Below are 20291 nucleotides of genomic sequence, written 5' to 3'. Positions count from 1 at the left end.
CGCGCGTGTTTGCCCGCATAAAAAATTTAAAAAAGCACCGTCCAAATCAGGCGGTGCTTTTTTATTGCGTCATAGGAAATCTGCATACCGCCTCGCATCGCTAACCCCTTGTCTATAATCCAGTTAACGGGGAATGCGCCCCCGGTCACACCTTGATGAAATTTCCGTAAGCCGCAGGGTGCGGCGCATTGGCGCGGTCTACGTTTAATTAAGGAGATATTTTTACGGCACGGCTGCCGCTAAATTTCATTGCGACAGGAGTAAATCGAATGAGCAAAAAATTTGCCCGCAGCAGCCTGTGCGCGCTCGGCATGACCGTCATGACCGCGCAAGCCGCCGAACCGCCTAAAGCCATCGGTGACGGGGAAGGTCGGCTGGATATTATTGCCTGGCCGGGATACATCGAACGCGGCCAGACCGATAAAAATTACGACTGGGTCACGCAGTTTGAAAAAGAGACCGGGTGCGCGGTCAACGTCAAAACCGCCGCCACCTCCGATGAAATGGTCAGCCTGATGGCAAAGGGCGGCTATGACCTGGTCACCGCCTCCGGCGACGCGTCGCTGCGGTTGATTATGGGCAAACGCGTCCAGGCCATTAACCCCGATCTGATCCCAAACTGGAAAACCCTTGATTCGCGGCTTGTGAAGGGCGAGTGGTTTAACGTCGGCGGAAAAGTCTACGGCACGCCCTATCAGTGGGGGCCGAACCTGCTGATGTACAACACCAAAACCTTCCCGACGCCGCCGGACAGCTGGAAGGTTATCTTCGTTAAGCAAGATCTGCCGGACGGCAAAACCAACCAGGGCCGCGTGCAGGCCTATGACGGCCCGATCTACATCGCCGACGCGGCGCTGTTTGTGAAGGCCACGCAGCCAGCGCTGGGCATTACCGACCCGTACCAGCTCACCGAAACACAGTACGCGGCGGTGCTAAAAGTGCTGCGCGATCAGCATGCCCTGATCCACCGCTACTGGCATGACACCACCGTTCAGATGAGCGACTTCAAAAACGAGGGCGTGGTGGCCTCCAGCGCGTGGCCGTATCAGGCGAACGCCCTGAAGGCGGAAAATCAGCCGATTGCGACGGTGTTCCCGAAAGAGGGCGTGACCGGGTGGGCCGACACCACCATGCTGCACGCCGAGGCCAAACACCCGATGTGCGCCTACAAGTGGATGAATTGGTCGCTCACGCCAAAAGTGCAGGGCGATCTGGCGGCCTGGTTTGGCTCGCTGCCGGTGGTAGCCGAAGGCTGTAAGGCCAGCACGCTGCTGGGCGATAAGGGCTGTGAAACCAACGGCTACACCTATTTCGACAAAATCATGTTCTGGAAAACACCTATTGCAGAGGGCGGCAAATTTGTTCCGTACAGCCGCTGGACGCAGGATTACATCGCCATCATGGGCGGGCGTTAATCGCCCGGGAGCAGAACATGACCTACGCAGTAGAGTTCAGTGACGTTTCACGTCTGTACGGCGACGTGCGGGCGGTGGATGGGGTCACCATTGGCATTCGTGACGGGGAGTTTTTCTCCATGCTGGGGCCTTCGGGCTCCGGCAAAACCACCTGCCTGCGCCTGATCGCCGGGTTTGAGCAGCTGAGCGGCGGCGCGATCAAAATCTTCGGCAAAGAGGCCAGCGAACTGCCGCCCTGGGAGCGCGACGTGAACACCGTGTTCCAGGATTACGCGCTGTTCCCGCATATGTCGATCCTCGATAACGTCGCCTACGGGCTGATGGTGAAAGGCATCGACAAGAAAAAACGTCACGCGCGGGCGCGAGAAGCGCTGGATAAAGTCGGCCTGGGCTTTGCCGTGGCGCGCAAGCCCTCGCAGCTTTCCGGCGGACAGCGCCAGCGCGTGGCGATTGCCCGTGCGCTGGTCAACGAGCCGCGCGTCTTACTGCTGGATGAACCCCTCGGCGCGCTCGATCTCAAGCTGCGCGAGCAGATGCAGTTCGAGCTGAAAAAGCTCCAGCAGGAGCTGGGGATCACCTTTATTTTCGTCACCCACGATCAGGGCGAGGCGCTGTCGATGTCTGACCGGGTCGCGGTATTCAATAACGGGCGCATTGAGCAGGTCGATACCCCGCGCGAGCTCTATATGCGCCCGCGCACGCCGTTTGTGGCGAGCTTCGTCGGCACCTCTAACGTCTTTGATGCCAGTATTGCCCGGCGGGTGTGCGGCCTTGAGGGCACGTATTCGCTCCGCCCGGAACATATTCGCCTGAATGAGGGCGGGGACGTTCAGGTCCAGGGCGTGGTGCAGGCGATCCAGTATCAGGGGGCGGCCACGCGCTTTGAACTGCGGCTGGCGGACGGCGCAAAGCTGCTGGTGAGCCAGGCCAATCTCAGCGGGGCATCCGTACCCGCAGGCGTGGAGCCGGGGCAGCAGGTGCTGGCCTCCTGGTCGCGCGAGGCGATGGTGCGCCTGCATGAGGAGAGGTGAAATGGACATGAGCGTTTCCCCGACGCCCTCGCACCACGGCAGAGTCAGCCGTATTACCGCACTGTTCTGGCGCAAACCGTCGCTGGGGCTGTTCCTGCTTCTGCTGGCGCCGCTGATGTGGTTCGGCATTGTCTATCTGGGATCGCTGCTGACGCTGCTCTGGCAGGGGTTTTACACCTTCGACGACTTCACGATGTCGGTCACGCCGGATCTGACCTTTGCGAACATCCTGGCGCTGTTTAATCCGGCGAATTACGACATCATCCTGCGCACGCTGGTGATGGCGATTGCCGTTACGATAGCCAGCGCCGTGCTGGCGTTCCCGATGGCCTGGTATATGGCGCGCTACACCAGCGGCAAGTGGAAGGCCTTTTTCTATATCGCGGTGATGCTGCCGATGTGGGCGAGCTACATCGTTAAGGCCTACGCGTGGACGCTGCTGCTGGCGAAGGACGGCGTCGCCCAGTGGTTTTTAAATCACATGGGGCTGGAGCCAATTTTAACCGCGATCCTGACGGTGCCCGCCGTGGGCGGCAACACGCTGTCGACCTCCGGGCTGGGGCGGTTCCTGGTGTTCGTCTATATCTGGCTGCCGTTTATGATCCTGCCCGTGCAGGCGGCGCTCGAACGGCTTCCTGCCTCTGTGTTGCAGGCTTCTGCCGATCTGGGCGCGCGTCCGCGCCAGACCTTCCGCTACGTGGTGCTGCCGCTGGCGATCCCCGGCATCGCGGCGGGGTCGATTTTCACCTTCTCGCTGACGCTGGGGGATTTTATCGTGCCGCAGCTGGTGGGGCCGCCGGGCTATTTTATCGGCAACATGGTCTATTCCCAGCAGGGGGCCATTGGCAACATGCCGATGGCCGCCGCGTTCACGCTGGTTCCGATTGTGCTTATCTCTCTCTATCTGGCGTTCGTGAAGCGTCTGGGAGCTTTCGATGCACTCTGAGCGCGCGCCTTTGTTCCTGAAAATCGCCGCCTGGGGCGGGGTGATATTCCTGCATTTTCCGCTGCTGATCATCGCCATCTACGCCTTCAATACCGAAGATGCTGCATTCAGCTTTCCCCCGCAGGGGCTGACGCTGAAGTGGTTTAGCGTGGCGGCAGGGCGCTCGGATATTCTCGAATCCGTGACGTTGTCACTTAAAATCGCCGCGCTCTCGACCGCTATCGCGCTGGTACTCGGCACGCTGGCCGCGGCGGCGCTGTGGCGAAGCTCATTTTTTGGCAAAAACGCCATCTCGCTATTGCTGCTGTTGCCGATTGCCCTGCCGGGAATTATCACCGGTCTGGCGCTGCTGACGGCGTTTAAGGCTATTAATCTTGAGCCGGGATTTTTCACCATTGTGGTAGGTCATGCCACCTTCTGCGTGGTGGTGGTCTTTAACAACGTGATTGCCCGGTTCCGGCGCACCTCCTGGAGCCTGGTGGAAGCGTCGATGGATCTGGGCGCCGACGGCTGGCAAACCTTCCGCTACGTGGTGCTGCCCAATCTGGGCTCGGCGCTGCTGGCCGGGGGGATGCTGGCGTTTGCGCTGTCGTTTGACGAAATCATCGTCACGACCTTTACGGCGGGGCACGAGCGCACGCTACCGCTGTGGTTGTTAAACCAGCTTGGCCGTCCGCGCGACGTGCCGGTCACCAACGTGGTTGCGCTGCTGGTGATGCTGGTCACAACCATCCCCATTCTGGGAGCCTGGTGGCTAACCCGCGACGGCGAAGGCATTGCCGGAAGCGGGAAATAACTTCGATTTCAACAGGACAATGCTATGCAAACTCAACTGCTGATTAATGGTGAATTGGTGACGGGCGAAGGTGAAACGCAGCCGGTCTATAACCCCGCCACCGGAGAGGTGCTGCTCGACATCGCTGAGGCCTCTGCCGCGCAGGTTGACGCCGCCGTGCAGGCAGCGGATCGCGCGTTTGAGGAATGGGGGCGCGCCACGCCGAAAACCCGTTCCGAGTGTTTACTGAAACTCGCTGACGCCATCGAAGAACATGCTGACGCTTTTGCGAAGCTGGAGTCGCTGAACTGCGGCAAACCGCTGCACTGCGTGGCGGGCGATGAGATCCCGGCGGTGGTGGACGTGTTCCGCTTCTTTGCCGGGGCGGCGCGCTGCCTGAACGGTCTGGCAGCGGGGGAATATCTGGAGGGCCATACGTCGATGATCCGCCGCGATCCGGTGGGCGTGGTCGCCTCTATCGCCCCCTGGAACTATCCGCTGATGATGGCGGCGTGGAAGCTGGCCCCGGCGCTGGCGGCAGGGAACTGCGTGGTGATTAAGCCTTCGGAAATCACCCCGCTGACGGCCCTGAAGCTGGCCGACGTGGCAAAAGATATCTTCCCGGCAGGCGTGCTGAACGTGCTGTTCGGGCGCGGGAAAACCGTTGGCGATCCGCTGACCGGGCATGAAAAGGTGCGCATGGTGTCGCTGACCGGCTCCATTGCCACCGGGGAGCACATTATCGGGCACACCGCGTCGTCCATTAAGCGCACCCACATGGAGCTGGGCGGTAAAGCGCCGGTGATTGTGTTTGACGATGCGGATCTCGATGCGGTCGTGGAGGGCGTGCGCACCTTTGGCTTCTACAACGCCGGGCAGGACTGCACCGCCGCCTGTCGTATCTATGCGCAAAAAGGGATCTATCCCGCGCTGGTGGAAAAACTGGGCGCCGCCGTTGCCAGCCTGAAAATGGGCGCGCCTGACGACGAATCTACCGAGCTCGGGCCGCTGAGTTCCGCCGCGCATTTGTCGCGCGTCCGCAAGGCGGTGGACGAAGCCAAAGCGCTGAGCCATATCCGCGTAGTGACCGGAGGCAGCCAGCGAGAGGGCGAGGGTTACTACTTCCAGCCGACCCTGCTGGCCGGCGCGAAGCAGGAAGATGCCATCGTGCAGCGTGAAGTTTTTGGCCCGGTGGTGAGCGTGACCGAATTTGAGGACGAAGCGCAGGTGCTGTCGTGGGCGAACGACTCCCGGTACGGCCTGGCATCCTCCGTGTGGACAAAAGATGTGGGCCGCGCCCATCGTCTGAGCGCCCGGTTACAGTACGGCTGCACCTGGGTAAACACCCACTTTATGCTGGTGAGCGAAATGCCGCACGGCGGGATGAAGCTGTCAGGCTACGGAAAGGATATGTCCGTGTACGGCCTGGAGGATTACACGGTAGTGCGGCATGTCATGGTGAAACACTGATTTGCAACGCAGGCCGGGCATCGCGCCCGGCCAGACGCGTTACCACCCGCATACCTCGTGCTCATTTTCCGTGTCGTACGCGCGCACGGTATTCACCAGATCTTTCACCACGTCTGCGGCGACGTCGGGAATTAACAGCTCCATTGGGGCCTGCGTTTCATAGTCTACCGACACACCGTTGCTGTTGTTGGTGACCGTGACGGTGTAGGTTGCTTTGCCCATGACGTTACTCCTTATGTGTATTAACCACTTTTCCTATGCCCGCACCCTGTAGCGTGACCGCCGGATCGGCGAAGAAGTCGATATTGAAATAAGTATCGTCGGTCAGCAGCTCAATGCGGTGCCATTTCTGCGGCGGGGAGATGCCAAACGTCCCCGCTTCGATAACCAGCTCCAGATCCGGTTCGGTGGCATCGCCATCGGCAAAGCCGAAGTAGCGCACCGCGCCCTGCATCACCGACAGGCGGCCATAAACGCCTGCTTTGGTGTTGTGGTGGGTGAAGAGGGCTTTCGGCGCCGTGTCTTTAGTCCAGAACGGGGTAGAACGGGTGTGAACAAAATTCTCAGGAATACGAAGCATAATGATTTCCTTCTTAGCGTCTGAGACTCACAAAGATCTCAGCACTTCAGGTTCGACAAAGAAGTCGATATTGAACAAAGTATCATCGCTCATTACTTCAATATGGTGCCACCGCTCGGGGGGAAACACGCCAAAATGACCGGCTTCGATAATCAGCTCGCTGTCAGGTTCGGGCGTAAATTCATCCGCATAGCCTAAGTAACGTACCGTCCCCCGCATCACGGAAAGTCGAGGGTAGACGCCCGGCCGCGTGCCTGTATCAAGATGGCGCTGAAAAATGCCTGCCGGGGCGGTATCTTTGTTCCAGAACGGGGTGGAACGGGTGTGAATACAACTTTGCGGAATGCGTAGCATGTTTTCTCCCTCTTATGTTTCCCCTATTAGAGCGCGTTGGGCGCGTGCATATTTATCAATAAGTGCATTTAAAATGCATGTTATCCCAAAAAGCCACAGGCCTTCTCCGGAGATGTAACGGAAAATACTCAATTGTTATTATCCTTAATATTTAAGTGGTTACTCTGTAACGAAAAAACTTGATCTGTATCAACATATGACGCATATTGCGTGCGGTTATTTTTTCGGCTCTGGAATTAAGAATGACGTTGTATCAAAAGATGTTGGTTTTCTACGCAATCATGGCGTCCATCTGCGCATTAATTACCTGGTTCCTCTCCAAAGACCGTAAACGTATCCGCCTGCTCAGCGCTTTTCTTGTGGGATCCACCTGGCCCATGAGCTTTCCCGTCGCGCTGCTGATCTCGCTTTTCTGAAGCACGCTTCCAGTTTTAAAAGATGCACATAGCATTCCGGATGCACTCACTGTATAAATACACAGTGAGTCATAAAAGGAGTGCTTATGAACAGTTTTTACTCGCAGCAGGCCGGTTGCACCGTACGCTGGCAAGATTTGCCCGGCACGGGCGATCCCGTCGTGTTCATTCACGGGCTGGGCTGCGCCGCTTCCTATGAATATCCCCGCGTCGTCCGCGACCCTCTTTTTGGCGCGCGCAGAGCCATCATTATCGATTTGCCCGGCAGCGGCTACAGCGATAAACCACTGAACTACCGCTACCGAACGAGCGATCAGGCCCGTGTCGTCGTGGAGCTGATTACCCATCTCAAACTCGAATCCGTCTGGCTCTATGGTCACAGCATGGGCGGCAGTATTGCTATTGAAGCGGCAGGGCTGCTGGGCACGCGCGTTCAGGGGCTGATGGTGTCGGAACCTAATTTCCACGCGGGCGGAGGGATGTTCAGCCGATCGATTGCGGCACAAACCGAGAAAGCCTTTCTTGAGCAGGGTTATGACGCCATGCTGCGGGCAGAAACCACGGCGTGGGCGGGGTGCCTTCAGAGCAATGCGCCTTACGCCGTCTGGCGCGGGGCAACAAGTCTGGTGGAGGGCGTTGAACCGGAATGGGAGGCGCAGTTCCTGTCACTTCGCTGTCCGGTCACGCTGATTTTCGGCGAGCTGTCGCTGCCGGATAACGATGTGGATACTTTGAAGCAGAAGGGCGTTGAGGTGAAAATCATCCCAGCGGCGGGGCACTCAATGTCCTGGGAAAACCCCTCCGCGCTGGCGCAGACGCTGGCCGATTGTATGGCGCGGTGATCATGGCCCGCACGGATGCGGGCCGAAATATCAGTGTAATAACGTCTGTAGCGCCATCCGGGCTTTTTCCTGAACATCGTGCGGATTCTGGTACTCGATATTCTCAATCGCCCGGGTATACAGCGCGACCAGCCAGTCATATACGTAAACCGTGGCGGCGTGTATCGGCTGCTCTCCCAGTCGCGTCAGGCGCGGGGTTGCGCTATCCACGACCGGCGTCACAAAGATGGCCTGACCTTTACGCACCCGGCTTGCAGGGCGTCCGGAAATTTCCGCGTGGTCATACCCCAGCCAGCCGATAAAGTTGCCCATTACCGCGTGGAGCTGCGCCGCGCTGCTCTTATCGGTCTCGACAATCTGGTGCAGCTGCTGCGGCAGATCCAGACGGTAGCTGCTGGTCACCAGCACGTCCGCAACCTGCTGCAACACGGCAGGCTCCAGCCCTAAGCGGGCGGCCGCGGCGTCGTTACGGCTCCACTGACGCAGGTGATTGATCCACACCTTATGCGCGAGCCGGGCTTTGTCTTTGGTCTGGAATAGCCCGTGATTTTCCGGGCTATTTTCAGCGAACAGGTCGATAACGTCGGTGAACAGGCCATTGACCTGCTCTTCGCGAGGCTGCTGGACAGCCAGCAGCGTTTCGAAGGCTTTTAACGGCGGAAGCAGGCCTTCGAGCAGCTCGCCGTGACGCGCGGCGCTGGCTTGCAGCATTCGCACCATGCTCTCAGCCTGGGCGCGTTTTGCTGCGGGATCCTGCGCCGCCGGGGCGTAAGAGTGCATCAGCGACGCCAGCTCCTGCTGCAACAGCGTTTTCAGCGTGCGCAGGCGTGCCTGACGCTGTGCGGGTAAGGTGGCCTGAGAGAGCCACTCCACCATGCGCTGCATGCTGTGGCTGTCCAGCGCCTGCAAGGTTCCCCAGCGCTGTCCGGGCTTGCCGAGCAGGTGCTGTACCGCCTCGTCGAGATTCTGTTTGGTGGTAAAGCGCGCGTCGTGCGGGGTAATCGCCCAGACCAGCCCCGGCAGGGCCGACTCAACGGAGGGCTGCGTCTCTTTTACCCAGTTAAGCAGCATATTTGCCGTTTTCGCCGTCTGTTCGTGCCCGGCGGTGGCGTTGCAGATAACCAGCACGTCCGGCTGAAGCTGCTGGCGGTAGTGCTCCAGCAGCCACAGGCATTTTGCCTGGGTTAACAGCGGCGTCGTGCTGTCGCTGAGGGCGGGGATATCAATGATATCCACGTCGTCCAGCACGCCGTTTTCGGCCGGCAGCACCAGCTCGCGGGTCAGAAACGCAAGAACATCCACCGGCAGGCTGACGGCGTTGAGCATGTCGCCGTTGCTGAGCGGGTGAAGCAGGGTCTCCTGCGCGTCGGGCAGCGTGAAGTCGCCGTGGGTCAGGAAGCCTTCACCCGGCAGGCCGAAGTTGTCCACCAGCAGGCTGAGCGGTGCGGCCAGCTCCCGGGCGTGGCTGGTCTGGTGCAGCACGTGCGCCAGCTTCAGCCACTGCTGCGTCAGCTCCTGCTGTTCGCCCCACAGCAGGGACCAGACGCTGGCGCGGGTGCTAAGATCCAGCGACGGCACCAGCAGGGCAAACTGGTGCCACAGGGCATCGTCGATTTGCTGTCTGGCACCCGGCACCGTGCTCTGCCAGAAGCGTGCAATGGTGCCCACCTCCTGCGCGGTAATGCCGGGAACGCCCTGAGGCTGGCGCAGCGCGCGCCATTTCTCCAGGCGCGTTTCAATAACCGCTTTGTCCACCGGGCGGATCTGCGGATGCAGCGTGGTGCGGGCAATAAACAGCTGAACCAGCTCGGCTTCCGTGACCAGGCTCAGGCGCAGCGGGAAGGCATCATCGGCAATATCGCGGCTTTCGCGGGTAAAGCGAACCGCCATGTTGGTCAGGGCGTGGCCGGGGTTAATATGGGCAAAATAGTCAAAGGTTCGCTGTCCCGGCGATACGTTCAGGCGACCGTTGCCGCTGCCGCACAGGGAGGCCAGCAGGTGCGCCTTTGCCGCCTGGGAATGACCGTACAGGCCGATACTGCTGCGGCTCAACAGCGCCCGATCGATGGCCTGTTCCCGCGCCTGGGCGGCGTTCAGCCGGGCCAGCAGGGCGTCGGCGTCGTTATCCAGAACGGGGGCGTGCTGGCGCGTGTCGTTGATCCACTCGATTAACGCCTGAGTGGTGGCAGTCGTCGCAGTCATTTCAGGTATACGCTCCCGCTGTCGATCCAGTAGTGGCTACCGCTATGACGGCGATCGGCCAGGGTATTCAGTTTAAAGGTTAAGGCATCTGCCGGAACCGGCGTACCGTCCTGTAGCCAGGCATCGCTCAGTTCGAAGGCTTCCGGGCCTTCCTGCTTCGTGCCGCCGCGCAGCGTAAGGCGCACGTTCAGCACCCCGTCCCCGGCGATGGATTTCGCCAGCTCGGCGGAGTTGATGCTCAGGGTATAAAGCGGCGTGGCGGGCCAGCGCGCGTTTGCCAGCTGGCGGAAACCGAGCGTGACGTTACCGCGCAGCGGGAAGTGCAGGCGCGCATCAAGCTTCGCGCCGGGTTTATCCAGATCGATATCCTGATACCAGACGTTCTCGTCGCGCAGGGTATTCACCGTATTATCCAGCACGCCGAGGTAGCGCACGGTGGAGTAGGCACCGATATCTGCCGCTTTAAAGTTAAAGCGCGGCAGGCGCAAATCGAGCGCCAGGCTGCACAGCATTGCGCCCACCGCGGCGGTTGATTTCGGGTTGCCAATGCGGCCCTGCTGGCTGAACGGATACCACTCATGCACCTGGTATTTATCCAGCCAGACGATACGGTTCACCGGCACCGGCTGAAGATGGCGAATCAGCGCCTGCACGCCCGGCAGGCAGCCCGGTCGTCCGGTGATCAGCAGGATGTCGCAGCCGTAATGGGAGATCGCCTCGCACACCGCGTGGAGCGGAGCCGTGAGGGTAAACTGCCCGGCGAGCATCGCGTCCTGCATCTCGCGGAAATTGACGTGCAGCGGCACGGCGAACAGATCGAAGGCTTCAGAGCCCGCGGGCAGCGCGTGGTCGATGGCCTGTTGCAGATAGTTCATCACGTTGCGGGTCGGCTTCTGGCTCAGCAGATCGCCAAAGGTGGCGTGCAGTCCGGCCAGCGGATCGTCGATATCGCTTGACTCCCAGGCCGCGAGAATAGCGTGACCGACGGGCATAAAGAGCTGAAGCGCCGTCTGCTGGCGCAGCACCGCCTGCGTATCGATACGCCCGGAATCGCCAAACAGCGAGGCCATCAGCAGTGAGGCGTCCGCAATCCCGGACTTTTGCAGCTGGGTTTGCAGGGCGGGCAGCACGTAGCGCTGGATCACGTCCAGCAGGGTGTCATCCCCCGCAACCTTAAAGCCCTCGCGGAACAGCAGCTTAGGCGTGATTTTGACGTTATTACCGGAGCCGTCGTCAAGCTGATAGTGGACGATCGCCATATCCGTCGTGCCGCCGCCAATATCGATGGAGGCGACGCGCAGGGCGCGCCCCGGCTGAACGCCCGGCTCTGGCGCTCTGTCCGGACGGGCGAGGGACGCGAAGAAAGCTTCCGTCTGCCCGCCGAAATGCGAAATGGCTTCGTTATAGAGCCACACCAGCTGGCCGCAGCTGGCTTCGTCCCACTCCATCTGGATCTCCGGGACCGGAACCACGCTCTTTTCCTGCTGCTTGCGGCTGGCAAAATCTTCATCCTGCGGGTGCCAGCCCATCGCTTTCCAGACGATAGCAATGGCTTCAAACATGCGGCGGCGGAAGATCTCACGCTCCTGCTTTGGCATTGCCGACGGCAGGGTCAGGATCAGGGTGCGAAGCTGACGGGGCGAGGCCGGGAAGCCGAGGCGAAGACGGGTTGCCACGCTGTTGATCTGCCCCAGCGCCTGCGCCAGCAGCTCGCACAGCATGTGGGTCATCAGCGTGCTGCGGCTGTACTGCGGCGAGAAGACTGGCAGACGTTCGTCCTGCGGCAGGGTAAACAGCGGCTCGCCGTCGTCGTTCATCAGGTTCATCAGCGGGAACGCGGTGGCTAAGGGTTCACGCTGGGTTTTGCCGTTCATCTGGCTAAAGCGCCAGTCCTGCACCACCGGGGTTTCATCCCATAGATAGCGGCGCGGGCTTGAGATCCCGCTGTTGCCTTCCGTTCCCAGGCGCTGCATCGCCAGCTTGCGGGCCTCGTCGCCCACGCGCACGATGGACGGCCAGACGAAGGCATCTTCACGCCCGCTTTCCACCGAGAAGTGCTGCTTGCCAAAACGCGCCTCGGAGAACTCCAGACGGCTGGTGAAGAGCGGTTCGTTGAGGAACTGCGGCTCGCTTAACGAGCGCACCTGTAGCTCGGCGGTCTGGCGCAGGCCGTCGTTGGCATCCCCGTGATCTTCAACGATCACGCCGCAGGTGTGGGTATTGCCCACGTCGAGGATCAGATCCACCGGAATGGCAGGAGTGCTCAGGGTGTGGGTGACAAATTTCACTTCCGGCACGCTGAGCTGCTCGCCGAGCATCGTCAGCAGGTTCAGCCAGTGCGCCTGATACTCAAAGCTGCGCATCGCCTGCTGGAGGTCGCGCTCGGAACGGTTCTCAACGCCGGTGGCGAACTGGCTAAAGGCTTCGCGCAGCCAGCCGTCGATCCAGGTCTGATCGAGGAAGCTTGCCACTTCGTCATCGCGCCAGGCCAGCGCAAAACGGGTGCCGTTGAGGATATCGTTTTCCACGGGCGAGAGCGCGGAGGTGGCGTGTCCGGCAATCTGGCTGTCGAGGGCGAAGGTGACGCGATGGGTGTTTCCGGCGCCGTCAGGGGCATCTAGCCTGCGCACCTGAACGCGCGCCCAGTTGTCCGGGCCGTCCACAAAGGTACGCGGCGGGTTAAAGCGCAGAAAAGGTACGGGAAGCCACACGCCGTCGAGCACGTTCAGTGACTGAAGCAGCGGTATTGTGCTTTCGGGCTTCACCACTTCCGGCTGTGCGCCGCCTGCGCCGGGGAGCGTATAGCGGCCGTTGACCAGGTCGAAATCCAGACGCAGCAGGGGGCCGTTTGCCGTTTTGCGCACGAACCGGCCGTGGCTGGCGGTATCCTGCGGGGTCAGGCCAAAATCCAGAAACTGCACGCCGCTGTTGGCAATGAGCGTGACGCTCTGTTTGTAGTCGCAAAGAGTTACCAGCATAGGATCATGCACCTGCTTTTTTGAACGTCAAAGGAACGACGGTGTTGGCGTCATAGCGCGCGCTGCACTCGGCCACGTCGCTGGTGCCTGCTTTACAGGCAATTTCAGGCATCGGGTAGCGTGAACCGTCGGTGCAGCGGGCGTTGCCGCGGGTTTTAATCATCAGTTCGCCGTTGCTGTGTAACCCGGAGAAGACCTCGGTGCGACAGACGATATTGTCGCCGTGGACCACGCGGGCAATGCCCTTGTTGTTCTGAATCTGGTAGCGCAGCGACGGCGGCTTGCCGGTGACCGGGTCTTTTACGTCGAGAATCGCGCGCCAGGTGCCGTTGAGGAATTTGGTTGACCCGGCTTTCACCTGACCGGCCTCCATCACCATCGCGTCTTTAGGGATAGCGGCAATCACCACGGCGGCGGGCTCAGGCTCTGGCTCTTTGGTTTTGGCGACCACGACTTCAGCCTGATGCAGCGGCAGGGTCATCGCCAGCGGCTCAACGGTTTTTACCGGCGGCGGGGCAATGGCGACAGGGGCGGGCGCGGGCGCAGCGTCGGGCTGTGCGGAAGGCGCAGAGGCTGGCCACAGCAGCGGAGTCGCGACGGCGGCGACAATCACGGCGGCAACCGGGAGCGACCAGAGCGGCACGCGGCGTTTTTTCGCCACGATAACCGGGGCCGGAGCGGGTTCTTCAACCGGCGGCACTGCGACCGGCGCAGGCTCTGGCTCGTACAAATCGTCCTGCGTGATGCGCACCACCGTCGCCGGGGTAATGAGCGGCTCGTCAGCCTGCTCAAAGGTAATGGTCTGCTCAGGCTCGGGTTCAGGATCGTCAATCGGTACGGGAGCAGGCTCGGGAATAAGGGATTCGCGCAGGCAGTCGAGCACGTCGTCGCGGGCGTTCTCGTTCAGATTCACAAAGCCCCAGAAGCAGATAACCGGTTTGCCGTCTATCAGAAAGAGGAAGTTTTCACCGGGGAACTGGAACGTTTTAGAGAGCAGGGAGCCAAACAGCTGCTGTGCGGTTTTAGGCGACTGAAGGCATTTTTTACTCAGCGACTCAACGCTTGCGAGGGTGTTTTCCAGATAGCGCAGGGCGCGGAAGCGGGCGTCTTCATCTGCCGCTTTCCAGCTGGTCACCGCCCCTTCAAGCGGGGAGTACCAGTCGACGCGATCGCCGCCGTCGTTGACCTGAGGGATCGCCAGGCAATCCACAATGGACTGCTGCTTGCGCAGACGAAGCGCTTCACGGATTTGCAACGCTGATTCAAAAACGGCCTGTCCGCCGCCGCCAACGGCCTGAAAATCATCCAGATTACCGCTGCGTAAAAGAGTTTTTGCCACGATTTGGTCCCATAGACTTCTTCACACGCTTACTGTAACGAAACGCAGAAGCAACCAAACGGAGGAAGAGAGGCTAAAAGCGGGGATTTCTTACGGCATTGAAAGCGACGGTTGTGCTTGACGAATAATGGCACTTAAGGCAAATCAACTTTTGCACGCTGACTGCAAAACCAGCGAAAAATACTGCTTTAGAATAACCTGATAGTGTTTCGTTATTTGCCAGCGCAAATGGCCTGTGCTGTTATTACTGTCCACTATAATAAAACCGAAAGGGTTATAACCATGTCTACAGGGAAAACGCTGCTCGCGCTGGCGCTGAGCACTCTTCTTCCGGCAAGTGCCGCATGGGCGGCGAACAGCGACACCATCATCTACTGCTCAGAGGCCTCGCCCGAGTCGTTCAACCCGCAGATTGCCAGCTCCGGCCCGTCCTTTGTGGCCAGCTCCCAGGTACTTTATAACCGTCTGATTAATTTTGATCCGGTGAAAAACACCCCGGTGCCGTCGCTGGCGGAATCCTGGACCATTTCCCCGGACGGCAAGACGTATACCTTTGCGCTGCGCAAAGGGGTGAAGTTCAACAGCAATAAATTCTTCAAACCGACCCGCGACTTTAATGCCGATGACGTTATTTTCTCTGTCATGCGTCAGAAAGACCCTAAGCACCCGTATCACAACGTGTCGCAGGGGAATTACGAATACTTTAACGACGTCGGGCTGGATAAGCTGATTCAGGACGTTAAAAAGGTCGACGATTATCACGTCCAGTTTACCCTGAGCGAGCCGAATGCCGCCTTCCTCGCCGACTGGGGGATGGATTTTGCCTCTATCCTGTCGGCTGAATACGCCGACCAGATGCTGAAAAAGGGCACGCCGGAAAACGTGGATACCTGGCCGATTGGTACAGGGCCATACGTGCTGCAACAGTACAAGGTGGATTCGCTGATCCGCTACGTGGCGAACCCGAACTACTGGGATGGCGCGGTGCCGACCAAACACCTGATCTTCTCCATCACCCCGAATGTGGAAACGCGTCTGGCGAAGCTGCAAACCAACGAGTGCCAGATTATTCCCGCGCCGTCGCCGGTGCAGTTTGACGTAATCAAGAAAAACAAAGACCTGACGCTGCATTCGGTTGATGCGCTGAACGTCGGCTATCTGGCGTTTAACACCGAGAAAAAACCGTTCGATAACGTGCTGGTGCGTCAGGCGCTGAACTACGCGACCGACAAAAAGGCGATCGTGAACGCAGTGTTTATGGGCTCCGGTACGGTAGCAAAATCGCCGATCCCGCCGAATATGCTGGGCTATAACAAAGATTTGCAGGATTACAGCTACGATCCTGACAAAGCGAAGGCGCTGCTTAAGCAGGCCGGGCTGGAAAAGGGCGCGGAAGTCACGCTGTGGTCGATGCCGGTGCAGCGTCCGTATAACCCGAACTCGCGCCGTATTGCCGAGATGATCCAGAGCGACTGGGCGAAAGTGGGCGTGAAGGCCAAAATTGTCTCCTACGAGTGGGGCGAGTACCTCTCAGGAATGCGTAAGGGCGAGCACGACTCGGCGCTGTTTGGCTGGATGTCCGACAACGGCGATCCGGATAACTTTGCCGACGTGCTGCTCGGTTGTAACAGCATCAAGACCGGCTCCAACGCCGCGCGCTGGTGTGACAAGGGTTACGATGAGCTGGTGCAAAAAGCTAAACTGACCAGCAACCCGGCCGACCGCGCGAAGCTCTACGGCCAGGCGCAGGAGATTTTCTACCAGCAGGCGCCGTGGATTGCCCTCGCAAACGGCAAGACCTTCTACGCCACGCGCAGTAATATTACCGGCTACAGCGTGAGCCTGATGGGAAGCGATTTCTCGAAGGCGAAGCTGAACTGATGTTTATTGCCGGGTGGCGGCTACGCCTTACCCGGCCTACATTTGGCACCCGTAGGCCCGGTAAGCGCAGCGCCACCGGGCACACAAAAGAGGAGTGACAATGTCACATTTAAGCGACGTAACCGCCCGTGTCGATGCCGCTATCGAAGAGAGCGTGATTGCCCATATGAATGAACTGCTGATTGAGCTAAGCGAAGACGCGGAGCTGAGTCGAGAAGATCGCTACACCCAGCAGCAGCGCCTGCGTACCGCAATTTCCCATCACGGCAAGCAGCATAAGGAAGAGATGGAAGCGCGTCAGGAGCAGCTGACGAAGGGCGGCGTGATCCTTTAAAACTGGCGCCTGGCGACCAGCCACGCGCCCACCACCAGCATTACCGCGCCGCACACCGGGCCAATCAGGGCGCGCAGCGGAACGCCGTGGCTTCTCAGTACGTCCATCACCAGGCCGCCGATAAGCTGGCTGGCGACAAGCACCGCAATGGTGGTCGCCGCGCCCACGTTTTGATAGCCGCTGATGCTGGCAAAGACAAAAAACGATCCCAGCAGGCCGGGGATCAGCGTCCACCAGCGTATCGTGGAGGCCAGTTCGCTAAATCCACCAACTCCCTGTTTAATCAGTAAGATGCTGACGAACAGCACAATCCCCACCAGCGAGTTCAGCAGCATGGCGATAAGAATGGTCGAGGAGGACTGGGTGATGCGCACCATTAAGGTGTTTTGCACCACCAGGCCGATACCCGCCGCCACCAGAAAAGCCAGCGTCAGTGACTGATTCATGGGATGGCGTCCGGATCGCTGCGCTCGTCAAGCTGCAACTGCATAAAGGTTAAATCCAGCCAGCGGCCAAACTTGGTGCCAACCTGCGGCATCTGGCCCGTGGTCACAAACCCCAGCGTTTCATGCAGATGAATAGACGCGTGGTTTTGCGCTTCAATCCCGGCGACCATCACGTGTTTGCCGATGTTTCGCGCTTCCACGATCAGCGCTTTCATCAGCTGGCGGCCAATGCCCTTTCCCTGATGGTCCGGGTGAACGTAGACCGAGTGCTCAACCGTGTGGCGAAAACCGTCGAACGCCCGCCAGTCGCCGAACGAGGCGTAGCCCGTCACCACGCCGTTTTCTTCACTCACCAGCACCGGGTAGCCTACCAGCGTGCGCGCCTCAAACCAGGCGACACGGTTGTCGGTGTCCACGGTTTTATCGTTCCAGATTGCGGCCGTGTGCAGGACCGCGTGATTATAAATTTCACCGATAGCGGCGCAGTCTTCTTTGCTGGCGTGACGGATTAACATGGTGGGCCTCTGAATGCGTTGTTCACTATAGTAGTACATTATGATGACGATATTACACAACTGCACGCGCAGACCGCTACGGCATAAGCCATATCTTTTTGTTATGAAAACGCCATTGAAAAGCGCTTGATACACTATAGTATGACGTCATGAACACTATCACAGACACTATGAATCAACGGATTAGCGCGCGCATTCGTATCGAACGCGAGTCGCGCGGTTGGTCATTAAGTGAGCTTGCCGAGCGCGCGGGCGTGTCGCGCGCCATGATCCACAAGATTGAGCGCGGCGAGAGTAGCCCAACGGCAACGCTGCTCGCGCGTCTGTCCGGCGCGTTTGGCATCAGCATGTCGACCCTGATTGCCCGCGCCGAAATGCAGGAAGGCAAGCTGCTGCGTCTGGCGAATCAGCCCGTCTGGCAGGATCCGCAAACACACTATCTTCGCCGCCACGTTTCTCCGCGCACCGACCTGCCTATCGATCTGGTTCAGGTCGAGCTCCCGGCGGGCAGCGACGTGCCCATGCCCGCGTCGTCGTATGCGCTGGCGCGCCAGCTTATCTGGCTACAGTCCGGCGAGCTGGTGTTTCAGGAAGGGGATACTCGGCATGAGATGAAGGCGGGAGATTGTCTGGAATTAGGGCCGCCAAACGACTGTCGGTTCATCAACGAAACCGATGGATCCTGCGTCTATCTGGTGGTCAGGCTTAACCAGTCCGGCTCGTAATGTCAAAGCACCCGCGCGCATAAGGGACTAGTCTCTTATAACGTTTGCACAAAAAGGAACATGCTATGAGTCAGTCAAATCGCCGTTGGGTCCTGGCCTCACGTCCGCACGGTGCGCCGGTGGCGGATAATTTCCGTCTGGAAGAGCATCCGATCCCGGAGCCGAAAGAAGGCCAGGTGCTGTTACGCACCGAATGGCTTTCGTTAGATCCCTATATGCGCGGCCGCATGAGCGATGCCCCGTCGTATTCACCGCCGGTTGAGATCGGCGCCGTGATGGTCGGTGGAACGGTAAGTCGGGTGGAGAAATCCAATAACCCGGATTTCAAACCGGGCGAATGGGTGCTGGGCTACAGCGGCTGGCAGGATTACGATCTGTCCGACGGTAGCGGGCTGGTCAAGCTGGGCAACAATCCGGCGAATCCATCCTGGTCACTGGGTATCCTCGGCATGCCCGGCTTTACCGCCTATATGGGTCTGCTGGATATCGGGCAGCCTAAATCCGGCGAAACCCTGGTTGTGGCCGCCGCCACCGGGCCGGTTGGCGCAACGGTGGGGCAAATCGGCAAAATTAAAGGCTGCCGGGTCGTTGGCGTGGCGGGCGGTGCTGAGAAATGCCGCTATGCCACTGAGGTACTGGGATTTGATGCGTGTCTTGACCATCGCGCCGATGACTTCGCGGAGCAGCTGGCGAAAGCCTGCCCGGACGGTATCGACGTCTATTATGAAAACGTGGGCGGAAAAGTGTTCGACGCGGTGCTGCCGCTGCTGAATACCTCCGCGCGCGTGCCGGTCTGCGGTCTGGTCAGCGGGTATAACGCCACGGGGCTGCCGGACGGCCCGGATCGTCTGCCGCTGCTGATGGCCACCATCCTTAAGAAACGCATCCGGATGCAGGGCTTTATCATTGCTCAGGACTATGGTCATCGCATTCAGGAGTTCCAGCAGGAGATGGGGCGCTGGGTGCAGGAAGGAAAAATCCACTACCGTGAACAGGTTACCGACGGGCTTGAGAACGCGCCCGAGGCGCTGATCGGCCTGCTTGAAGGAAAAAACTTCGGCAAGGTGGTCATTCGCGTGGCGAAAGAGAACAAATAAAATCGATAATGGCGGGAATACCCGCCATTATTATTTGTGAAGATAGGATATATTGTCTTTAATTAATCCAGTAAAACCTTCGTCGCCATCAGCATAGATGCGTATGAAAGGTTAAAAAATAGATGTTTTACGTTTTTGCGCTTTTTTTGCGCACTTCCCAATACCAGGCATATAAATACAGGATTTATCAAAGCGGCGTTCGCTAAGGGAACGCTGAAAATAGCGTATTGTTTTGGCTACGGGAATTGAACATGCTTGATTTGGATAATTTGGAAAAGGCACAGCGGATCAGTCTTACCATGCAGGTTGAGATTAGTCTTAAAGGGGCCTTAATAACGGGTTCACTTAAACCTGGGGCCAGGCTGATTACTAAAGAGATCGCTGATAAATTGGGAACCAGTATTACCCCCGTTCGCGAAGCCCTTCTGCGGCTGGTGTCGGCGGGCGCGCTTCAGGCCACGCCAGCCCAGGCTTTCCTGGTGCCCGAGGTGACGCTGGAGCGCTACAACGAAGTGAACGCCATCAGAAAGCAGCTTGAGCCAATGGCGGTCGCCGCCGCCTGCGAGCAAATGACGGACGCGCGGCTAAGCGTCCTGCGCGATCTCTCGGAGCGTTTTCATGAGGCTATGCTCAGTGGAAACATGCAGCAGGCGCTGAATACCAACCGCGTTTTTCGCTTCACACTCTACCAGTATGCGGAAATGCCGACGCTGAACGCTCTGATTGAACAGCTTTGGGTTCGAATCGGCCCGTGCTTTAACTATCTGCATGAAGAGCGTCACGACACCGCGTCCGTACCTTATCACTATGCGGAGCTGCTGTCGGCGCTGGAGCGCCGGGACGTGGAGGCCAGCCGTAAAGAGATTGATCTGCTGATCGATGAGGCCGATGTTCTATTAAGAAAGCAATATTTAAGTTAGGGAATTATTTACCACAGGACGTATT

General features: G+C 59.0%; 20 protein-coding genes. 12 read left to right on the top strand and 8 right to left on the bottom strand.

What is annotated here, in order from left to right; all coding sequences use genetic code 11:
- Positions 1-269: 269 nt before the first annotated feature.
- From ydcS to patD, 5 genes are read left to right on the top strand one after another with little or no spacing between them, the layout of a single operon-like run.
- The gene (ydcS, locus tag ACSVHP_RS04415; protein ID WP_447551108.1) at positions 270-1415 is read left to right on the top strand and encodes a putative ABC transporter substrate-binding protein YdcS; all 1146 of its coding nucleotides are present in this window, start codon (positions 270-272) and stop codon (positions 1413-1415) included.
- 17 nt (positions 1416-1432) lie between these two features.
- Positions 1433-2446, top strand: a complete 1014-nt coding sequence (locus tag ACSVHP_RS04410) for an ABC transporter ATP-binding protein (protein ID WP_447551107.1) — start codon at positions 1433-1435, stop codon at positions 2444-2446.
- Between the two features lies 1 nt (position 2447).
- Positions 2448-3392 (top strand): ABC transporter permease, encoded by a 945-nt coding sequence (locus ACSVHP_RS04405; protein WP_234672288.1) that lies wholly within the window; start codon positions 2448-2450, stop codon positions 3390-3392.
- Positions 3382-4188, top strand: coding sequence for an ABC transporter permease (locus ACSVHP_RS04400; protein WP_417313406.1), 807 nt, complete (start codon positions 3382-3384; stop codon positions 4186-4188). The genes ACSVHP_RS04405 and ACSVHP_RS04400 overlap by 11 nt, the downstream gene beginning before the upstream one ends.
- Positions 4189-4212: 24 nt before the next feature.
- Positions 4213-5637 carry an aminobutyraldehyde dehydrogenase gene (gene patD, locus ACSVHP_RS04395; RefSeq protein WP_447551106.1) on the top strand — a complete coding sequence of 475 codons (1425 nt, stop codon included), beginning with the start codon at positions 4213-4215 and terminating at the stop codon, positions 5635-5637.
- 39 nt (positions 5638-5676) lie between these two features.
- Here the strand turns inward: patD and ACSVHP_RS04390 are convergent, their stop codons facing one another.
- Genes ACSVHP_RS04390 through ACSVHP_RS04380 form a run of 3 tightly spaced genes read right to left on the bottom strand, consistent with a single transcriptional unit; the run spans position 5677 to position 6571 of the window.
- Positions 5677-5859, bottom strand: coding sequence for a DUF1869 domain-containing protein (locus ACSVHP_RS04390; protein WP_014070439.1), 183 nt, complete (start codon positions 5857-5859; stop codon positions 5677-5679).
- 4 nt (positions 5860-5863) lie between these two features.
- A complete protein-coding gene (locus tag ACSVHP_RS04385; RefSeq protein ID WP_234672294.1) occupies positions 5864-6217 on the bottom strand; it encodes a DUF1971 domain-containing protein in 354 nt (117 codons plus the stop codon).
- Between the two features lie 27 nt (positions 6218-6244).
- Positions 6245-6571: a DUF1971 domain-containing protein gene (locus tag ACSVHP_RS04380; protein WP_234672296.1), complete on the bottom strand. Its 327-nt coding sequence runs from the start codon at positions 6569-6571 to the stop codon at positions 6245-6247.
- 242 nt (positions 6572-6813) lie between these two features.
- Here ACSVHP_RS04380 and ACSVHP_RS04375 point away from each other — a divergent pair, with 242 nt between their 5' ends.
- Together ACSVHP_RS04375 and ACSVHP_RS04370 are read left to right on the top strand one after the other, a co-directional pair.
- The gene (locus ACSVHP_RS04375) at positions 6814-6987 is read left to right on the top strand and encodes a GhoT/OrtT family toxin (protein ID WP_003856960.1); all 174 of its coding nucleotides are present in this window, start codon (positions 6814-6816) and stop codon (positions 6985-6987) included.
- A gap of 86 nt (positions 6988-7073) precedes the next feature.
- A complete protein-coding gene (locus tag ACSVHP_RS04370; protein WP_447551105.1) occupies positions 7074-7829 on the top strand; it encodes an alpha/beta fold hydrolase in 756 nt (251 codons plus the stop codon).
- Between the two features lie 30 nt (positions 7830-7859).
- On the opposite strand, the gene ACSVHP_RS04365 is transcribed toward ACSVHP_RS04370, so the two are convergent.
- Genes ACSVHP_RS04365 through ACSVHP_RS04355 form a run of 3 tightly spaced genes read right to left on the bottom strand, consistent with a single transcriptional unit; the run spans position 7860 to position 14348 of the window.
- Positions 7860-10031: a virulence factor SrfC family protein gene (locus ACSVHP_RS04365; RefSeq protein ID WP_447551104.1), complete on the bottom strand. Its 2172-nt coding sequence runs from the start codon at positions 10029-10031 to the stop codon at positions 7860-7862.
- Positions 10028-13009 (bottom strand): virulence factor SrfB, encoded by a 2982-nt coding sequence (locus tag ACSVHP_RS04360; protein ID WP_417313666.1) that lies wholly within the window; start codon positions 13007-13009, stop codon positions 10028-10030. The genes ACSVHP_RS04365 and ACSVHP_RS04360 overlap by 4 nt, the downstream gene beginning before the upstream one ends.
- Positions 13010-13013: 4 nt before the next feature.
- Complete coding sequence (locus tag ACSVHP_RS04355) at positions 13014-14348, bottom strand: SrfA family protein (protein WP_447551103.1); 1335 nt, start codon at positions 14346-14348, stop codon at positions 13014-13016.
- A 282-nt stretch (positions 14349-14630) separates the two neighbouring features.
- Between ACSVHP_RS04355 and ACSVHP_RS04350 the strand changes: the two genes are divergently transcribed.
- Complete coding sequence (locus ACSVHP_RS04350) at positions 14631-16229, top strand: ABC transporter substrate-binding protein (RefSeq protein WP_447551102.1); 1599 nt, start codon at positions 14631-14633, stop codon at positions 16227-16229.
- Between the two features lie 100 nt (positions 16230-16329).
- Positions 16330-16563 (top strand): YdcY family protein, encoded by a 234-nt coding sequence (locus ACSVHP_RS04345; protein ID WP_447551101.1) that lies wholly within the window; start codon positions 16330-16332, stop codon positions 16561-16563.
- On the opposite strand, the gene ACSVHP_RS04340 is transcribed toward ACSVHP_RS04345, so the two are convergent.
- Positions 16560-17009, bottom strand: coding sequence for a DMT family transporter (locus tag ACSVHP_RS04340; protein WP_234672334.1), 450 nt, complete (start codon positions 17007-17009; stop codon positions 16560-16562). The two genes, ACSVHP_RS04345 and ACSVHP_RS04340, sit on opposite strands and share 4 nt — an antisense overlap.
- Positions 17006-17524, bottom strand: coding sequence for an N-acetyltransferase family protein (locus ACSVHP_RS04335; protein WP_447551100.1), 519 nt, complete (start codon positions 17522-17524; stop codon positions 17006-17008). The genes ACSVHP_RS04340 and ACSVHP_RS04335 overlap by 4 nt, the downstream gene beginning before the upstream one ends.
- A 149-nt stretch (positions 17525-17673) precedes the next feature.
- Here ACSVHP_RS04335 and ACSVHP_RS04330 point away from each other — a divergent pair, with 149 nt between their 5' ends.
- The 3 genes from ACSVHP_RS04330 (at position 17674) to ACSVHP_RS04320 (ending at position 20266) form a co-directional block, all read left to right on the top strand.
- Entirely contained in the window at positions 17674-18249 is a 576-nt protein-coding gene (locus ACSVHP_RS04330; RefSeq protein WP_234672337.1) for an XRE family transcriptional regulator, read from the top strand.
- 65 nt (positions 18250-18314) lie between these two features.
- Complete coding sequence (locus ACSVHP_RS04325; RefSeq protein ID WP_447551099.1) at positions 18315-19346, top strand: NADP-dependent oxidoreductase; 1032 nt, start codon at positions 18315-18317, stop codon at positions 19344-19346.
- 251 nt (positions 19347-19597) lie between these two features.
- On the top strand, positions 19598-20266 hold the full coding sequence (locus tag ACSVHP_RS04320; RefSeq protein WP_447551098.1) for a GntR family transcriptional regulator: 669 nt from the start codon (positions 19598-19600) through the stop codon (positions 20264-20266).
- Positions 20267-20291: the final 25 nt, after the last annotated feature.

This window comes from Enterobacter sp. 186315 (genome assembly GCF_053290175.1).
The sequence above is the reverse complement of the archived record's forward strand: the minus strand, read 5'-3'. Positions and strand labels throughout refer to the sequence as shown.

Bases quoted from the DNA above. Each gene is read 5' to 3' on its own strand.
- ydcS (WP_447551108.1), top strand. From the start codon at position 270: ATGAGCAAAAAATTTGCCCGCAGCAGCCTGTGCGCGCTCGGCATGACC.
- ACSVHP_RS04410 (WP_447551107.1), top strand. From the start codon at position 1,433: ATGACCTACGCAGTAGAGTTCAGTGACGTTTCACGTCTGTACGGCGAC.
- ACSVHP_RS04405 (WP_234672288.1), top strand. From the start codon at position 2,448: ATGGACATGAGCGTTTCCCCGACGCCCTCGCACCACGGCAGAGTCAGC.
- ACSVHP_RS04400 (WP_417313406.1), top strand. From the start codon at position 3,382: ATGCACTCTGAGCGCGCGCCTTTGTTCCTGAAAATCGCCGCCTGGGGC.
- patD (WP_447551106.1), top strand. From the start codon at position 4,213: ATGCAAACTCAACTGCTGATTAATGGTGAATTGGTGACGGGCGAAGGT.
- ACSVHP_RS04390 (WP_014070439.1), bottom strand. From the start codon at position 5,859: ATGGGCAAAGCAACCTACACCGTCACGGTCACCAACAACAGCAACGGT.
- ACSVHP_RS04385 (WP_234672294.1), bottom strand. From the start codon at position 6,217: ATGCTTCGTATTCCTGAGAATTTTGTTCACACCCGTTCTACCCCGTTC.
- ACSVHP_RS04380 (WP_234672296.1), bottom strand. From the start codon at position 6,571: ATGCTACGCATTCCGCAAAGTTGTATTCACACCCGTTCCACCCCGTTC.
- ACSVHP_RS04375 (WP_003856960.1), top strand. From the start codon at position 6,814: ATGACGTTGTATCAAAAGATGTTGGTTTTCTACGCAATCATGGCGTCC.
- ACSVHP_RS04370 (WP_447551105.1), top strand. From the start codon at position 7,074: ATGAACAGTTTTTACTCGCAGCAGGCCGGTTGCACCGTACGCTGGCAA.
- ACSVHP_RS04365 (WP_447551104.1), bottom strand. From the start codon at position 10,031: ATGACTGCGACGACTGCCACCACTCAGGCGTTAATCGAGTGGATCAAC.
- ACSVHP_RS04360 (WP_417313666.1), bottom strand. From the start codon at position 13,009: ATGCTGGTAACTCTTTGCGACTACAAACAGAGCGTCACGCTCATTGCC.
- ACSVHP_RS04350 (WP_447551102.1), top strand. From the start codon at position 14,631: ATGTCTACAGGGAAAACGCTGCTCGCGCTGGCGCTGAGCACTCTTCTT.
- ACSVHP_RS04345 (WP_447551101.1), top strand. From the start codon at position 16,330: ATGTCACATTTAAGCGACGTAACCGCCCGTGTCGATGCCGCTATCGAA.
- ACSVHP_RS04340 (WP_234672334.1), bottom strand. From the start codon at position 17,009: ATGAATCAGTCACTGACGCTGGCTTTTCTGGTGGCGGCGGGTATCGGC.
- ACSVHP_RS04335 (WP_447551100.1), bottom strand. From the start codon at position 17,524: ATGTTAATCCGTCACGCCAGCAAAGAAGACTGCGCCGCTATCGGTGAA.
- ACSVHP_RS04330 (WP_234672337.1), top strand. From the start codon at position 17,674: ATGAACACTATCACAGACACTATGAATCAACGGATTAGCGCGCGCATT.
- ACSVHP_RS04325 (WP_447551099.1), top strand. From the start codon at position 18,315: ATGAGTCAGTCAAATCGCCGTTGGGTCCTGGCCTCACGTCCGCACGGT.
- ACSVHP_RS04320 (WP_447551098.1), top strand. From the start codon at position 19,598: ATGCTTGATTTGGATAATTTGGAAAAGGCACAGCGGATCAGTCTTACC.